A 15,790-nucleotide genomic window follows, 5' to 3' on the forward strand; every position below is an offset into this window, starting at 1 on the left:
TGCCGGATATAGCTTGTCAGCTGCCACCCGCTACTCAGCATTCGCTTGAGCGGTTCTCGGTGCCTGCGCTTTGAGAAAGGGGAGCAGCAGCAGGGCTGAGATGCCCGCCGCCACCGAGATCACCACGAAGAAGCCGTTCCAGTGCCAGATCTCCATCACCTTGGCCAGCGGATAGCCCGACAGCGCCGCCCCCATGTAGGCAAACAGGCCGACAAAGCCGGTAGCCGCTCCCGCCGAGTTTTTGTGGGAGCACTCCGCCGCCGCCATGCCGATCAGCATCTGGGGGCCAAACACGAAGAAGCCGATGGTAAAGAAGCAGGCCGCCTGCATCACATAGCTGAAGAAGGGCATCAGCCAGAGTGACCCCACCGCCAGCAGGATCCCCACCGCAAAGATCAGGTTCATTGGGCCACGGTTGCCGTTGAACAGCTTGTCCGATCCCCAGCCCGCCACCAGCGCGCCGATAAAGCCCCCCACCTCGAACATGGAGATGGCCGAGTTGGCGCTCATCAGATTGAAGCCGCGCTGCTCGGTCATGTAGAGATTGCCCCAGTCGTTGATGGCGGTGCGCACCACATAGACCAGCACGTAGCAGCAGGCGAGCAACCAGATATAGGGGTTGCCCAGCACATATTTGCGCAAGATCTGGCGATGGGAGAGCCCCGCATCCTGGGTCTGCTGGGCCAGCTCCATGGCGTCCTTGCGCCACTCGCCTACTGTCGGCAGCCCCATGGCGCTCGGGGTATCCCGCAGCCGCCAGCAGAGGAACAAACCCGCCACGATGGCGATAAGGCCGGGCACTATCATGCCGTAGCGCCAGCCATGTTGCAGGGCGATGGTGCTGACGATAAGGGGAATGAGCGCCCCGCCGACGTTGTGAGCTGTGTTCCAGGCCGACCACCAGACCCCGCGTTCGGTACGCGAATACCAGCTTGTGAGCAGCTTGGAGCAGGGGGGCCAGCCCCAGCCCTGGAAGAAGGCGTTGGCGACCCAGAGGGCGGCAAACATCCAGAGTGCCGACGAGAGGCCGAACAGTATGTTGATAACGCCGGTGGCCATCAGTCCGACACCCATAAAGTAGCGCGGGTTGGCGCGGTCACTGATGATGCCGGAGAAGAACTTGGAGCAGCCGTAGGTGATGTAGAACAGAGTCCACAGCATGCCGATATCGGACTTGTCCAGCATGCCGCTCGCCAGCATGTCCGGCATGGCGAAGTTGAAGCTCTTGCGGGTGAAGTAGAAGACCGCGTAGCCCAGATACATGGTCAGCAGCAGGTGCAGCCGCCAGTGGCGATAGGTGGCGTCGATCTCGGCCTGATCCCGGATAAGGGGCCGGGGCGGCGCGCTTCTCATAAAACTCAGCACTGGCTGGCCCTCTGGTAGTGATTAGCCATGACTCTCCTCCCGTCTGCGACTGGGCAGGTTGACCGTCAGCTGGGTGCCGTGGATGCAGGAGAGTTGCAGACTGCCACCGAGCGCTTGTACCCGCTCGCGAATGCCGAGCAGGCCATAGCCCTGTTGCGGGCGGCTTTCCGGCAAACCGCGGCCATCATCTTCCAGCACCAGTTGCAACTGCTCGCCGCTGGCCCGGGCGCGAATGGTGACCGAGTGGGCGTTGGCATGTTTGACCACGTTGTTGAGCCCCTCCTGACAGACCCGAAACAGGGTGACCCGCTGGGCATCCGAGAGATCCCCATCTGCCAGCTGCCACTCCAGACGGGTGACGATGCCGTGACGCTCCAGCTCCAGCTCCCGCAGCAGTGCCCGTACCGCCTGTTCCAGAGTCATGTCGTCGAGCTGGCGCGGGCGCAGCCGCCCGAGCAGACCGCGCACCGCGTCATAGATCCCGAGCGACAGTGTGTCGATGAGGGCACTGCTCTGGCCTACCCCTGCATTATCGGGGGCGAGGCGGCGCACGATCCCGGCCTGGGTACGAATGGCGGTGATGGTCTGGCCGATGTCGTCGTGCAGCTCGCGCGCCACCTCCTTGCGGATGCTCTCCTCGGTCTCCAGCAGCCGCTCGGTGAGCTGGCGATTGTGGGTGAGCTGGCGGGTCAGCGCCTGATTGAGTTCGCGCTGGCGCTGGATCCCGGCGCCGAGCAGCAGGCCGGTGAGGCTCTGGGCCAGCAATGAGAGCAGCAGATCCAGCGGGTGATCGTGCCAGGCCTGACTGGCCAGCAGGGCGATGGTGTTCATCAGGGTGGCGAGCAGCGCCCCCTGCCAGCCGTAGCGCCACGCCATGGCGATGATGGGGATGGCCAGACAAAACGGGGTAAAGCGCACCAGCGAGTTGGGCAATCCCAGTTGCAGCCAGAGGCTCAATACGAACAGCAGCAGATACCAGACCAGATGGCGAAAGCGCCACTCTACCGGCTGATCCACCAGCGCAGGCCCCAGCGGCACCCAGGTGGCGCGAGTGAGGTAGTGCCAGATCAGCATGCAGGTGGAGGTCAGCGTCAGCCCGCCGGTCAGACTGAGCAGCAGGGCCGAGAGGCCATCTTCCCCGGCCAGATGCCAGAGCAGGGCTTGCAGCAGCGCCGCCGCCGTGACGGTGGCGAGCAGCAGCAACAGTTGCTGCCAGTCGTTGCGCACCTGCTGGCGACGGGCAATCAGCAGCGGTAGCAGGGTCAACAGACTACCCGCGACCAGCCAAGGCCAGTGGGGCAGCCCTACCTCCAGATTGAGCCAGTAGAGCAGCAGCCCTTCGCACAATAATAGCGGCGGCCAGTAGTGGCCCGGGCTTTGCAGCAGCAAGCCGAGGCGCAGGCCGAAGGGGAACAGCAGCACCGCCAGCGCCGGGCCACCCGCCAGATGCAGGCTGATGCTCCAGAGACAAAACCAGCCGGCAGCAAAGATGAAACAGGCCGCCAGCGCGATGGCGACATAGCTGGCAAAACGGGAGATCACCAGCTATCCAGCATGCGGTGTGCCAGCTCGACGTTGTTGCTGACCTTGAGCTTGTCCATCAGGTTGGCACGATGGACGTGAACCGTCTTGGGGGAGAGGCCGAGCTGCTCGGCGATGGCTTTCACCTCCAGCCCCTGGGCCAGCAACTGGGCAATCTCCCGCTCCCGATTGGTGAGGGGATCCCGGCTGCTGCTGGCCAGTTTCTGGGCGATGTCCGGCGTCAGATAACACCCCCCTTGGGCGGCGGTACGCACCGCGGCGATCAGCTCGTCCGGACTGCAGCGCTTGGAGAGAAATCCCTTGGCGCCGGTCTGCAGCGCCTGCTCGATGAGGGCAGGGCTGTCATGCACCGAGAGCATCACCACCGCAAGGCCGGAGGGGAGCTGCTTGAGCAGATCCAGCCCCGATTGGTCGGGCATCGAGATGTCGCAGACGCAGACGCGCGCCCCGCTGCCGGGCAGGCCGGCAAGGGCGTCGCTGGCGGAGCCGAATTCGGCGACCACCTGCAGGTCGGGCTCCAGATTGAGCAGTTGGGCAAAACCGGATCGGACGATCTGGTGATCGTCGATGAGGGCAATTTTTATCATGATGTCAGCCTGAAATTCGGTGCGTCATGACCATGACGCGGCCAACAAGATACCTGCCCCCCGAGTCAGGCTCAAGCAGCAGCAGGAAAAGGGGCTAAAAACCGGGGGGCAAGGTGTGTAAAGCTTGATCGGGATCAGCTGGCAAGGGCGAGCAAGCGGGCTGATCAACAGGGGGATGACCAGCCCGGGGGACTCAGCGGTGCAGCTCGCCGGCGCGCTCCGGCTGATAGACCACTTCCAGAATTTCGACCTCGATGGTGCGACCGGCCGGGCCCGGCCAGGCGATGCTGTCGCCCACTTTCAGACCGAGCAGGGCGCTGCCCACCGGCGCCAGTACCGAGATGTTGCTCTCGTCGCCCTTGGCATCGCGCGGGTAGACCAGGGTGAGGCAGAACTCGTTGCCGCTGCTCTGCATCTTGAAGCGTACCTTGCTGTTCATGGTGACCACGTCCGGCGGCATGTCGGCCGGTTCACGGATCTCGGCGCGGTCCAGCTCCTCTTGCAGGGCCAGATGCTGCGGGTGGTTGCCGAGCAGTTGTTCGATTCGGTCCAGATCAAGGCTGGAGATAACCAGATGAGGTTGTTTCATAAGATATTCCTTATCAAAAGCGGATAGGCCCAGACCGGCGGGCGCAGGTTGGCCATTACACTGGGTGTTACAAAAATGGATTCAACAGGTTCAATCGATAGAAAATGCCATGCCCCCAAACGACTCGCGGCCGAGGGAGCGAGGCGGGGGCTCACCAGGGGGTGAGCAAATGCGAAGAAATAGCGAGTATTTTCATAGGCCTACCATAACCATTCTGGTCAGTCTTGGCAACCGCGATTGAGTGACTACTCAGGAGCCTGATAATTGTACTGGCGGATGATCCGCGTGAGCGAGCCATCACGGCGCATCTCGTCTATCACGGCTTGCCAGCGCTGCGCCTGTTTGAAGGGGAAATCCTTGTGGGCAGCCAGATAAAACTGGGTGCGCATCAGGGTCTCTCCTCTCATCAGCCGCTCGGTTGAGAGTCCGGCAAGCTGCTGGTTGTAGAGAATGGCATTCCATGCGCCGACCCAGGCATCGATGCGGCCCCGATGCAACTTCTGGGCATTGAGCTCTTCGGTGGCTACGGTGTCACTCTCAAGCTGGAGCCGCTGTCTGAGTAGATGCTGGCCGAAGGAGTAACGCAGAGTGCCGGTCTGCAGCGGAGGGAGGTCCGTTACTTTCAGTGGTGCGGGACGAAAGCGACGATCGCTAACGATGACGAAGTCATCCTCCAGTAGCGGTGTGATCCAGTAGTAGAGGTGTTCCCGTCGGGAGCTACGTACCGGCGGGATCAGCAGCACATCCTTGCGGTGAATAGCTTGGGTAAGAGCCCGAGCCAGTGGCATCAACTCGATAGTGAGCGGTTCTTTGAGGCGTCGGGCGGCCTCTTCCATGATTTCGATGGCCATGCCGCTTGGTGCCCCCTGCTGGGAGCGGATGGCATAGGGGGGCAACTCGGCCGCTACCAGCACAATAGCCTGGGCACTGGTGTTCACCAGCAACAACAGCAGGGCAAAAAAGGGCAGGCAGAGAGCGCGCATCAAGGTCGTGAGCCAGAGTCGAATATGCAGAGTGTAACATTCCTGCCTGCGTTGTCGTTGTGCCCGCTGAGAGGTTGGGATCTCAGTCGAAGAAATCCCGCAGATCGCGCATTTCGTAATCAGCGAGTTGCTGCCAGGGGAGCTGGGCAGGCAGCTTGCGCAGGGTCACCTCCATCCGGTAGCTGCGATAGCCGTCGAGACTGGCCGATTCGACCACCAGCGGGAGCTGCCACTGACTCGACCAGAGAATGCGGGTTCGTTGCTGCCCTTCGCGTTTTTCATACCAGCGGGCCTGCTCTGGAGCGGCCTCATCCAGCGGGGTCATTCCCTCGATCAGCGCCGGGTTGACGAGATGGCGGATCCGCGGCCAGTCGGGCTTGAAGGCCACCTGGCCATACTCTTCCACCGGCACCTCAACCAGCTGGTTGTGCCAGCTGTCGGCATAACGCAGCTGAAGTTCACCCTCATCACTGCGGCTCACCCAGCGGGCCGCCATCTGGTGGGTAAAGTGCTTGTGACCGGGCGTGGCGTCGTGAGTGGCGTGATAGGCTCGGGCAAGGGGGAGGGGAATGAGCCGCTGGCTCCACACCTGATTGCCAACGCGCAGCCACTTCTCTTGCCAGACACTCTCTCTGGCGATGCCATCGCTGCCGGTGTTCCGGTCGTGATAGCTGATCCGGGCGGCGAGATCCGGGGGCGTGTCGTCAGCATGCAGGGGGAAGGCGAAGGTGCTGCCAAGCAGCCATAACGAAAGCAAAAGTCGCATCATCATCTGTCGCTCGAAAGAGCCGGGGCCCGGGTCGCTGAGTCAATTGCTCAGATGCACCCGGGCCCCTGCTGCTTACAGGCCGAGCGCCTCCCGCAGTTTGCCAAACACCTTGGTGTTATCCAGCGTGCCTTTGAAGCGGTTGCTGCCGGCTCCATCGGCAAACAGCATCACATCGCCGCCGCCGTGGGTTTCCGATGTCAGTTTGACGCCGGTCTCCTGCAGATAGTCATTAGCCATCACCTGATCGCTGGTGAGGACGGAACGCACATCGGGGCGGTTGGGGCCGTTACCGAACACCAGGGTGGTGAAGGGCTTGCCATCCACGTCGTTCTGGGTCGAGCCGTCACCATTTTTCACCAGATCCAGCACCGGATTGCCCTTGGCGGAGTAGCCGTTAATGGTCATGGTGTGGTCATGGTCGGCGGTGACCACGATCAGGGTATTGTTGAGATCCACTTTACCCAGCGCCGTCTTGACCGCCTCATCCAGTGCCACCGCGTCGGTGAGCGAGCGCTTGGCATTGGTGCCGTGCAGGGCGTGATCGATCCGGCCGCCCTCTACCATCAGGAAGTAACCCTGACTGTTCTTGCTCAGCAGGTCGATCGCTTTGGCGGTCATTTCGGAGAGGGACGGCTGGGTATTGGCAGCCCCCTTGGCGACCCGATCCAGCTCGTAGTCGAGGTGGGATTTGCTGCTGAACAGACCGAGCACCTTGCCACTGGTGACCTTGGCCAGTTCACTTTGGGTAGTGACATAGCTGTATCCCTGCGCCTTCATCTCGGCGGTCAGGTCGCGGTTGTCATTGCGACCGCCCTTGTTGCTGGCGCTGTAGGGGGTCCAGTGGTTGGCACCACCGCCCATCAGCACATCGACCCCATCTCCCAGCGCCTGGTTGAAACCAGTTCCTCCCGGAACAGCTTGTGCGGCGATGTCATAAGCGGCATCCCGATGGCAGATGTGGGCGTAGGTAGCCGCCGGGGTGGCGTGGGTCAGCTCGGTGGTGGTGACGGCCCCGACCGATTTGCCTGCCGCCTTGGCCAGCTCCAGGATGGTGGGCACCGGCTTGCCGTTATCGCTGCTGCAATTGTTGACGGTTTTGTTGCCATTGACGTCTTTGCCGGGGGCGACGGCTTTGGTGTCGCTGCTCATGGCGATCACCTCGTTGTTCATCTTGACCCCGGTGGTGTAGGCCGCCATGGAGGGGGCCGAGTCGGTGGTCTGGGCATCGTTGGAGAAGGTCTTGATGCGGGCACTGCGCGGCAGTTTCATCATCTCCAGATTGCCCTCTTCTCCCACCTTGAACAGGCGGGTGGCGGTGAGCACGGTGGGGCCCATGCCATCACCGATAAAGAGAATGACGTTTTTGGCATCACCGGCCTGTGCCTGGGAGGTTGCGCCCAGCGCACTGAACAGGGCGGCGCAGACCAGCGTGTGCTTGATGGATGTGTTCATCTGTTTGCTCATGAAAGTGCTCCTTACAGCTTGGCCGCAGCCTTGATCTTGCCGAACACGGCGGTGTTATCGAGTGAGCCATGGAAGCTGTCAGCCCCCTTGCCGATGGCGCCGAGGAATACATCGGTGCCGCCGTGGGTCTCGCTGCCGATCTCGCCTACCTTGACCACCACTTCCTGGTGGTAGTCATTGGCGGAGACGGTGGCATCGTCGAGCGGGGCGACGCTGCTGCGCGGGCCATCCACCCGGTTGTAGCCGTTGCCAAAACCTATGATGGTGTAGGGCATGCCCTCGCTATCCTTGCTCGGTTCGCCAGTCTCGTAGTTCTTCACCAGCCCGAGTACGCCGGGGTTGTCGGCGGTGGTCTTGCCGGTGCGCTTGGCATAGCCGTTGAGCACTAGCGTGTGGTCGTGGTCGGCGGTGACCACGATCAGGGTGTTTTTCAGCTCGGGGTCGCTCTTTTTCACCTCGTCGATGGCGGCCTTGATGGCGTTGTCGAAGGCGATGGTGTCCTGCAGCGCCCGCTTGGCGTTGGTGTCGTGCAGGGCGTGGTCGATGCGACCCCCTTCCACCATCAGGAAGTAACCCTTCTCCTTGCCCTTGAGCTGCTTGATGGCGGCCAAGGTCATCTGGGCCAGTGACGGCTCGCTGGCGGGACGGTCCAGGTCATATTTCATGTGGCTGGAACCAAACAGACCCAGCAGCGGTTTGCCCGCATCGGCCTTGTTCAGCTCATCCAGATTGCTGGCAAACTGGTAGCCCTTGGCCTGCATTTCGCTGATGAGGTTGCGGCCATCCTCCCGCTTGCCCTTGTCTGCTTTGGGCAGGAAGAAGCTGCTACCGCCACCGAGCACCACATCCAGCCCCTCCTTGAGGGCGCTGTTGTAGCCTTTGCCGCCCGGTACCAGCTGGACGGCGATATCCGCTTCCAGATCCCGGTTGCAGATATGGGCATAGGTAGCCGCAGGGGTGGCGTGGGTCACCCGGGTACTGGTTACCACGCCGGTACCGCGGCCATCGGCTTTGGCCAGCTCCAGCAGGGTGGTCACCGGCTTGCCAGCGCTCTTGCTGCAGTCGCTCTCATAGGTGGCGTCGCCGTCCATGCTGATGACGCCGTTGTTGCTCTTGACCCCGGTCATGTAGGCCGCCATGGAGGGGGCCGAGTCAGTGACCTGGGCATCGTGGGAGAAGGTCTTGATAAAGGCCGTCTCTGGCAGGGTATCGATGGTGAGATCACCCTCTTCGCCGACACCGTAGATGCGGGCCGCCGTCAGGGTGTTGAGGCCCATGCCGTCACCGAGGAAGAAGATGACGTTGGTGGGTTGGGCTGCGGGCTTGGTCGCCACCGTGTCATTGTCTGATTTGCAGCCGGCAGCCAGGGCGGCGCCGATCATCACTGCAAGTCCTGCCATTTTTCTCATTGGGGTTCGCTCCTTGTAAAACCTGAGCGCAGCCTAGAGGGGGCAGATGACACTTTTACTGACTATCGGTGACGGTTGTGTGAAAAAGTGATAAAAATGTTACACCATATCAATATGTTATCTATCAATTGAGCCAGTTGGTCCGGTCGTTTCCGGCAAGGTCGCTCCACCTCGGCGGTTTGCTGATTTGATGAAGTGATGGCTAGAATGACCTGTCAAAATGTGCCCGCAGCAGTTAAAATGCGCCCCCTTCGTTCGATGCCCGCGGCAGAGCGCCTGTTGTTTCATGCGCCCGCCCGCAGCCCCCACAGAGAGTAACGGATATGTCCATCAACTGGTTCCCCGGTCACATGCACAAGGCCCGCAAAGAGATTGCCGAGGTCATGCCCCAGGTCGATGTGATCATCGAGATGCTCGATGCCCGCATCCCCTTCTCCAGCGAAAACCCGCTGGTGCCCGAGCTGCGTGGTGATACCCCGGTGATCAAGGTGCTGAACAAGGCGGACCTGGCCGATCCGGCGATCACCGATCTGTGGGTGGCGCACATGGAAAAAGAGAAGGGGATCAAGGCGCTGCCGTTGACACAACAAGAGCCGGAGAAGATCAAGCAACTGCTGACCCTCTGCCATGAGATGCTGCCGGAGCGCAATTTTGAGCTGCGCGGCGTGCGGGCGATGATCATGGGGATCCCCAACGTGGGCAAGTCCACCCTGATCAATACCCTGGCGGGGCGCATCATCGCCCGTACCGGCAACGAGGCGGGGGTGACCAAGTCCCAGCAGCGGATCAAGCTGAATAACAACGTTATCCTGACCGATACCCCGGGTTTCCTCTGGCCCAAGCTCAACCCGCCCTCCTGTGGTTATCGTCTGGCCATCACCGCGGCCATCAAGGACACGGTGTTCGACTATGCCGATATCGCCATGTTCGCCGCTGACTACTTCATCAAGGCCTATCCGGAGCGGATCAAGGCGCGCTACCAGATTGACGAGTTGCCCGAGACCGAGATCGAGCTGCTGGAGATGATCGCCCGCCAGCGGGCCTTTATGCGCAAAGGGGGGCTGGCCGACCTGCACAAGGCGTCCGAGATCCTGATCAACGAGTTCCGCTCCGGCTTGCTTGGCCGCATCTCGCTGGAGACGCCGGAGATGGTGAGCGTCGAGATTGTCGAAGCCGCCGCAGAAGCCGAGCAAAAAGCCAAAGAGAAGGCCGAGCGGGAAGAGGAGCGTCAGGCCCGCGCCCGTCGCAAGTACGCCCGCAAGCGTCAGAAATAGTTATCCTCAGGCGTCCCGAGCTTGCCTGACAACGAGCGAGCTTGTGTGACCCAGATGACGAAACACGAAGAGGCGACCCCAGGGGTCGCCTCTTCTGTTTTATCTGGTGAAGTGCCCGCCCACTTCTGATGGGGTGTCCGCGCTATAAAGCCATGCCATCAGCCAAAACGGTGGCGCGCTATTTCAAACAGCGACATATGAAGCGGGATCAGCTGTTGCCAGTCGCGGCGATAGCCGCCACCAGGCACAGCGGCGACAGGCAACCCATGCTTGATTGCACAGTCAAATACCATGGCATCGCGCAGGCGAACCCCTTCATCGCTCAAGGAGAGATAACCAAGCTCGTCGGCATGATGCACATCGACGCCCGCCTGATAGAAGATGAGATCCGGCGAATAGAGCCGCAGTGCCAGTGAGAGTGCCTGTTGCAGTGTGGTGAGGTAAGCATCGTCTGTCATGCCGCTTGGCAATGGAAAGTCGAGGTGAGAGGCGGCTTTGTGATGGGGAAAGTTGTGCTCCCCATGGAGGGAGAGGGTGATGATATCGCGCCGCCCGGTGCACAAGGCCGCACTGCCATCTCCCTGATGCACATCGAGATCGACGATGAGTACCTGTTCACAGCCCCCCTCGTCGAGGCAGGTCTGGGCGGCAATCACCAGATCGTTGAACAGACAAAAACCGCTGCCGTGATCCCGATGGGCGTGGTGATAGCCGCCGGAGATCTGCAAGCCGCAGCCCTGCTCAATTGCATAGCGGCTGGCGGCAATGGTGGCACCCACCGAGCGCAAGGTGCGCTCCATCAGCATGGGTGACCAGGGAAAACCAATCTTGCGGATGGCGCGATCTTCAAGCTGGCCGCTCAGGGCCGCCGCGACATAATCAGCATCGTGAATGCGGCAGATTTGCTCCCGGGTGGCCGCAGGTGCTTCGCCAAGGGGGTAACCCCGTGCCTGCAACTGCTCAAACAGCCCCTGATACTTGGCCAGCGGAAAGCGATGGCGTTCGGGTAACGTCAGGGAGGAGTAGAGGGGGTGATAGAAAATGCGCAACGACATGGTGCCATTCTCCCTGGCAAGGTGGCGCTTTCTATATATGGAATCAGCAGATGAACCCATATATGCACTCTCTACATAAAAAGAAAGAGGAAGCGCGTAAATCAAGGCGAGTCGTGAGTGAGGCCACAGGATATGGAAAAGGGGAGCTTGGCTCCCCTTTCTGTCAATATCTCAGCCCGGCTTATTGCTGCTGGATAACCCAGATCTGGAAGGCTTTGCGGGTTTCCGCATCCGCCTTGTTGTACCAGTTTTGCAGCTGGGTCAGGGCTTCCGGATTGCTCTGTGCCTTGCTCGGCGCAGCCACGACTGGTGCGCTGGCGGCTGCCATCACGGCAGCAGAGGAGACAGCAACGGTTTTGGGCTGGTTGAATGCTTTGCCCATGTTGATCAGCTCTTGCTGATAGTCACGGGTCAGCTGGAAGCCCTCTACTTTTGGCATCACGAATTGTTCGCTGCTCACTTGCTGCCCTGTGACCTTGTCTTTCAGCGCCACTTTCTGATCTTTCAGGAACTGTTTGGCTTCTGCTTCATTACGGGGCTTTTTATAGTCCAGCACCAGTTGCTGATTGTCGGCGGCGGTGAAGTTCAGCACCAGCGGCTCGGCGGTCACCAGCTTGATTTCGTTACGGCTGGAGTAGTTGCCTTCAAAGGCGACGACCAACTGGTGCTTGCCGGCAGAGAGGGGGAAGGTGCTGGTTTTGTCGAGCAGCTTGGGGTTGATGGATTGGCCATCGATCAGCTGCACGATGTAAGGGTTGGATACTTCCAGTTGGGCATCAGCCAGGGCGCTACCGGCCCACAACAGACCAGCCAGCGCCGGTACCAGAACAGTCAGTTTCATTTCATCTCCTTGAACAGTCAGGCGATTGCCCACTGAAAACAGGGGCTCATTTTTACAGGTTTGGCCTACTGCGGCAATGGCTCTTTCCGGTGGCTAAAGAGTGCTCTGCTGTTGATTTTTTTGTTTATACAGTGGTTTGATTACTCGATCCGCCGAGAGAACGGCGGGAGGGCATCGAGCAACCCCTTGCCATAACGTTTGGTCAGCAATCGCCGGTCAAGGATGGTGACCCGCCCCCGATCGGCCTCTTTGCGGATGAGTCGACCACAGGCCTGTATCAGTTTGCGCGATGCCTCCGGCACTGTCAGTTGCAGGAACGGGTTGCCTCCTCGCTGCTCCACCCACTCGGCGGTGGCCTCCTCGACCGGCGAGTTGGGCACCGCAAAGGGGAGCTTGGTGATCACCAGATTGGTAAGGTAGTGACCCGGCAGATCCAGCCCCTCCGAGAAGCTGCCGGTACCAAACAGGATGCTGGCCTGACCGCCATCGCATTTTTGCTTGTGCAGGGTGAGCAGGGCGCTACGGGAGGCTTCCCCCTGCACCAGCAGTGATAGTCCCTTGGCTCGCAAGCCAACAGCCACCTCATTCATCTGCCGGTAGGAGGAGAAGAGCACCAGACTAGCCTCCTTGCCCGCCAGAATGCGCGGCAGCACGCTGACAAGCTCGCTGGTAAAAGCAGGCGAGTTGGGTTCGTGCGCCATTTTGGGCAGATAGAGCTCGGCCTTTTGGTAGTCAAACGGTGAGCGCAGGCGCAGATATCGGGTGCCGTCATGCTCTTTGAGCCCTACCTGATGGCGAAAATAACTAAAGGATGAGAGGGCGGTGAGCGTTGCCGAGACCAGCACGGCCCCCAGGCATTTCGACCAGAGCCACTCCTCCAGCAGATATCCCACCTCTATGGGGGAGGCATGCAGCCAGATATCGCCATCATCGCTCTTGGCCATCCAGCGGGCGAGCGGGGTTTTGCCTGTCGGGATATGGCGCCCCAGCATCTCCCACAGGGCGCAGAAACTCTCCAGCCGCTGCAGATGAAAACCGCTCTCGGCCAGCAGGGGTTCTGCCTCCTTACGGCGGATCTCGCCATCTTTCAGTGCTTCACCGATCGCTCCCTGCATCCTATCCAGCGCCCGCAACGCTTTCTTGCTCGACTCCTTGAGGTTCTCTGCCAGCATGGGCAGGGGATCCGGCAACACCCCCTCGGCGAAACGATAGTGGGGGTCACTGCCAAACAGCCGATCGTTGGCGCCGAGCCACTGCTCGACCGCCTTCAAGTCGGGTTGGATGGAGGCCAGCGCATCCTGCAATTTGAGTTGGGGGTCGAGCAGGCTTTCCTTATTAAGCGTCCGCGCCAGCTTGCCTGCGCTTTGCACCAGCTTCTCCAGCCAGCGGCGTGAACCTTTGATACTGGCCGACGCCGCGCCGTGATCCCGGGCAATGGTAGGCAGGTGATGGGCTTCATCCAGTACATAGATGCATTCATCTGGGGGTGGCAGGATGATACCTCCGCCCATGGTGAGATCGGAAAGCAGCAGCGCATGGTTGACCACCAGTACATCGGCGCTATCCATGTCGTTGCGGGCGCGATGAAAGGGGCAGTGCTGGTGATGGCTCAGCGCCTTGTTGCAGGTGTGGCGGTCGGCGGCGATGCGATCCCAGCAAGTGTCGGGAATGGGCTCTGGCCAGTTGTCTCGATCCCCATCCCATTTGCCATTGGTGTAGGCCTGCCACAGGGCCTGGTAGCGATCTTTGTCGCTGTCAGATGGCTTGGATTTGCTCAGACTGCCAAAGTCGAGCTCAAAGTTGGCCATCTCGGCACCACTGGCTGCCTGCTCCAGCAGATGCTCGCAACAGTAGCGCTGGCGTCCTTTGACCAACATGAAACGAAACGGCAGCTCACTGTGGCGGTGGTAGAAGGGGAGGTCTTTGTGGATCAGCTGCTCTTGCAGCGCCACGGTGGCGGTGGAGATCACCAGCTTCTTCTGGGTAAGGCGAGCTACCGGAATAGCGCCTTGTGCATAGGAGAGTGATTTGCCGATGCCGGTGCCGGCTTCGGCGACCAGAATGCGGCGCTGTTTATCGTACTCCCCGGTTAACGTCTTGGCGATTTCGGCTACCAGAAAATTCTGCTCCTTGCGCGGTACAAAACCGGGTAATTCATCCGCAATCTGGCGATAAGTCTGACGGATGATGGCTTTGAGGCGAGTCGAGAGCATAAAGATAAAGTCAGCTTGGGAGTTAATCGGAAGACAAGGATACCCGTAACCCCTTGGAGAGGTCGAGGAGACATCCATTCTCACAATGGTTTCTCGCTACTTAGACAACCTTGGGGGTTTATCAGGCATCTGGCTTCATGCGCATACAAAATACACCGTTTAAGTTCAAAAAAGCAGCTAAATAGATTGCAAACGTTTCCCTTTTAGCTGCTTTTTAGGTGAGATCTGGCTCACATTTTTGTCTCCATGACTATGGTTTCCATAAAAAGTTCCAAGTTTTTTCATTGCGGTTCAAAAAATCCGGTGCTAGTCTCGGCGGCATAGTGATGCAAAGAACATCGCTAACACAGGGAATAACAACAACTTAGTGTTTAATTACAGTAGGCATTGGAAACTATGAAAAAGACAATTCTGGCTATTGCTATTCCGGCTCTGTTTGCATCCGCCGCTAACGCAGCAGTGATCTATGACAAAGACGGTACCACTTTCGACGTATACGGCCGTGTACAAGCTAACTACTACGGTGAACACGATGATACCGACGGCGAGCTGATTGGCTCCTCCCGTCTGGGTTGGTCCGGTAAAGTTGCTCTGAACAACACCTGGTCCGGTATTGCCAAGACCGAGTGGCAAGTAGCTGCTGAAAACTCTGACAAGGGCAGCGACGGTAAGTCTAGCAAGTTCGACGCTCGTCATATCTATGCAGGTTTTGACGGCACCCAGTACGGTAAAATCATCTTTGGTCAGACCGACACCGCTTTCTACGACGTGCTGGAGCCGACCGATATTTTCAACGAATGGGGTGATGCAGGTAACTTCTATGACGGTCGTCAAGAAGGCCAGGTTATCTACTCCAACACCTTTGGTGGTTTCAAAGGCAAGGTTTCCTACCAGACCAACGACGACGTAGCTGTCAAGATCACCGACGTAGGTCAGAAAGTTAAAGAAGATGCAATCTTCGGTTCCGATGTTAAGCGTAAGAAAGCCTATGCAGCTGCCGCTGGTTACGACTTCGACTTCGGCCTGGGCTTCAATGCCGGTTATGCCTACTCTGATCTGCAGAACAAAGTTAACGGCAACACTGGTAAGAAAGACGAGTGGGCTGTTGGCGCGCACTACGCTATCAATGGTTTCTACTTTGCTGGTGTTTACACCGAAAGCCAAGTTAAGAACAAGAGCCTGGGTATGAAAGATGACGGCCGTGGCTACGAGCTGGCTGCATCTTACAACGTAGACGCCTGGACCTTCCTGGCTGGCTACAACTTCAAAGAAGGCAAGGCCAACGCTCAAGCTGCCGGTTCTACTTACAAGGATCTGGTTGACGAAACTCTGCTGGGTGTTCAGTACGCCTTCACTCCGAAGCTGAAAGCTTACACCGAGTACAAGATCCAGGGTATCGAGAAGCATGACGACGAGTGGACTGTTGCTCTGCAGTACAACTTCTAATAAGTTGAACAAGAGTAATATCCAGGCTTGAGTCTTTGACCAGGCTACGAATGGCCGAGATAATTTCTCGGCCATTTTCTTTTTTGGCGACAACGTATTGGCGCCATGATAAATCGCCGGATTGCTGTGTTAAGTGATCTTTGGCAAACCATCTGTCTCGGTTAATCTCTCCTGCTTCCTGCTTCCTGCTTCCTGCTTCCTGCTTCCTGCTTCCTGCTTCCTGCTTCCTGCTTCCTGCTTCCTGCTTCCTGCT

13 protein-coding genes are annotated in these 15,790 nt (G+C 59.3%); 2 read left to right on the forward strand and 11 right to left on the reverse strand.

What is annotated here, in order from left to right; genetic code table 11:
• Positions 1-30: 30 nt before the first annotated feature.
• The 8 genes from G5149_RS16830 to G5149_RS16865 all read right to left on the reverse strand — a co-directional run bounded on the left by G5149_RS16830 (position 31) and on the right by G5149_RS16865 (position 8,708).
• Complete coding sequence (locus G5149_RS16830) at positions 31-1,365, reverse strand: MFS transporter (protein ID WP_421213069.1); 1,335 nt, start codon at positions 1,363-1,365, stop codon at positions 31-33.
• Positions 1,366-1,386: 21 nt separating this feature from the next.
• Complete coding sequence (gene uhpB / locus G5149_RS16835; RefSeq protein ID WP_421213071.1) at positions 1,387-2,907, reverse strand: signal transduction histidine-protein kinase/phosphatase UhpB; 1,521 nt, start codon at positions 2,905-2,907, stop codon at positions 1,387-1,389.
• Positions 2,904-3,494: a transcriptional regulator UhpA gene (gene uhpA / locus G5149_RS16840; protein WP_005334071.1), complete on the reverse strand. Its 591-nt coding sequence runs from the start codon at positions 3,492-3,494 to the stop codon at positions 2,904-2,906. Before uhpA ends, uhpB begins: the two co-directional genes overlap by 4 nt.
• 193 nt (positions 3,495-3,687) lie before the next feature.
• Positions 3,688-4,083: a nucleoside diphosphate kinase regulator gene (gene rnk, locus G5149_RS16845; RefSeq protein WP_005334070.1), complete on the reverse strand. Its 396-nt coding sequence runs from the start codon at positions 4,081-4,083 to the stop codon at positions 3,688-3,690.
• Positions 4,084-4,328: 245 nt separating this feature from the next.
• On the reverse strand, positions 4,329-5,066 hold the full coding sequence (locus G5149_RS16850; protein WP_216979052.1) for a substrate-binding periplasmic protein: 738 nt from the start codon (positions 5,064-5,066) through the stop codon (positions 4,329-4,331).
• 82 nt (positions 5,067-5,148) lie between these two features.
• Positions 5,149-5,835: a hypothetical protein gene (locus tag G5149_RS16855; RefSeq protein ID WP_279624448.1), complete on the reverse strand. Its 687-nt coding sequence runs from the start codon at positions 5,833-5,835 to the stop codon at positions 5,149-5,151.
• Positions 5,836-5,907: 72 nt separating this feature from the next.
• On the reverse strand, positions 5,908-7,299 hold the full coding sequence (locus tag G5149_RS16860) for an alkaline phosphatase (protein WP_204478924.1): 1,392 nt from the start codon (positions 7,297-7,299) through the stop codon (positions 5,908-5,910).
• A gap of 11 nt (positions 7,300-7,310) precedes the next feature.
• On the reverse strand, positions 7,311-8,708 hold the full coding sequence (locus G5149_RS16865; protein ID WP_108613416.1) for an alkaline phosphatase: 1,398 nt from the start codon (positions 8,706-8,708) through the stop codon (positions 7,311-7,313).
• Positions 8,709-9,031: 323 nt separating this feature from the next.
• On the opposite strand from G5149_RS16865, the gene ylqF reads away from it, so the two are divergent.
• Positions 9,032-9,982, forward strand: coding sequence for a ribosome biogenesis GTPase YlqF (gene ylqF / locus G5149_RS16870; RefSeq protein ID WP_421213074.1), 951 nt, complete (start codon positions 9,032-9,034; stop codon positions 9,980-9,982).
• Positions 9,983-10,140: 158 nt separating this feature from the next.
• Here the strand turns inward: ylqF and G5149_RS16875 are convergent, their stop codons facing one another.
• The 3 genes from G5149_RS16875 to dinG all read right to left on the reverse strand — a co-directional run bounded on the left by G5149_RS16875 (position 10,141) and on the right by dinG (position 14,091).
• Complete coding sequence (locus tag G5149_RS16875) at positions 10,141-11,037, reverse strand: histone deacetylase (RefSeq protein WP_216979050.1); 897 nt, start codon at positions 11,035-11,037, stop codon at positions 10,141-10,143.
• Positions 11,038-11,218: 181 nt separating this feature from the next.
• The gene (locus G5149_RS16880; protein ID WP_005344612.1) at positions 11,219-11,878 is read right to left on the reverse strand and encodes a DUF2057 domain-containing protein; all 660 of its coding nucleotides are present in this window, start codon (positions 11,876-11,878) and stop codon (positions 11,219-11,221) included.
• A 140-nt stretch (positions 11,879-12,018) separates the two neighbouring features.
• Positions 12,019-14,091 carry an ATP-dependent DNA helicase DinG gene (gene dinG, locus G5149_RS16885; RefSeq protein WP_216979049.1) on the reverse strand — a complete coding sequence of 691 codons (2,073 nt, stop codon included), beginning with the start codon at positions 14,089-14,091 and terminating at the stop codon, positions 12,019-12,021.
• 396 nt (positions 14,092-14,487) lie between these two features.
• On the opposite strand from dinG, the gene G5149_RS16890 reads away from it, so the two are divergent.
• The gene (locus tag G5149_RS16890) at positions 14,488-15,537 is read left to right on the forward strand and encodes a porin (protein ID WP_005344614.1); all 1,050 of its coding nucleotides are present in this window, start codon (positions 14,488-14,490) and stop codon (positions 15,535-15,537) included.
• The last annotated feature ends 253 nt before the right edge of the window (positions 15,538-15,790 follow it).

This window comes from Aeromonas sp. 600479 (assembly GCF_049175515.1).
In the GTDB taxonomy this organism is placed as follows: domain Bacteria; phylum Pseudomonadota; class Gammaproteobacteria; order Enterobacterales; family Aeromonadaceae; genus Aeromonas; species Aeromonas veronii_A.

Coding starts and splice junctions, on each gene's coding strand:
- G5149_RS16880 (WP_005344612.1), bottom strand. CDS start 11,878: ATGAAACTGACTGTTCTGGTACCGGCGCTGGCTGGTCTGTTGTGGGCC.
- G5149_RS16875 (WP_216979050.1), bottom strand. CDS start 11,037: ATGTCGTTGCGCATTTTCTATCACCCCCTCTACTCCTCCCTGACGTTA.
- G5149_RS16855 (WP_279624448.1), bottom strand. CDS start 5,835: ATGATGCGACTTTTGCTTTCGTTATGGCTGCTTGGCAGCACCTTCGCC.
- rnk (WP_005334070.1), bottom strand. CDS start 4,083: ATGAAACAACCTCATCTGGTTATCTCCAGCCTTGATCTGGACCGAATC.
- dinG (WP_216979049.1), bottom strand. CDS start 14,091: ATGCTCTCGACTCGCCTCAAAGCCATCATCCGTCAGACTTATCGCCAG.
- G5149_RS16860 (WP_204478924.1), bottom strand. CDS start 7,299: ATGAGCAAACAGATGAACACATCCATCAAGCACACGCTGGTCTGCGCC.
- uhpA (WP_005334071.1), bottom strand. CDS start 3,494: ATGATAAAAATTGCCCTCATCGACGATCACCAGATCGTCCGATCCGGT.
- G5149_RS16865 (WP_108613416.1), bottom strand. CDS start 8,708: ATGAGAAAAATGGCAGGACTTGCAGTGATGATCGGCGCCGCCCTGGCT.
- ylqF (WP_421213074.1), top strand. CDS start 9,032: ATGTCCATCAACTGGTTCCCCGGTCACATGCACAAGGCCCGCAAAGAG.
- G5149_RS16890 (WP_005344614.1), top strand. CDS start 14,488: ATGAAAAAGACAATTCTGGCTATTGCTATTCCGGCTCTGTTTGCATCC.
- G5149_RS16850 (WP_216979052.1), bottom strand. CDS start 5,066: ATGCGCGCTCTCTGCCTGCCCTTTTTTGCCCTGCTGTTGTTGCTGGTG.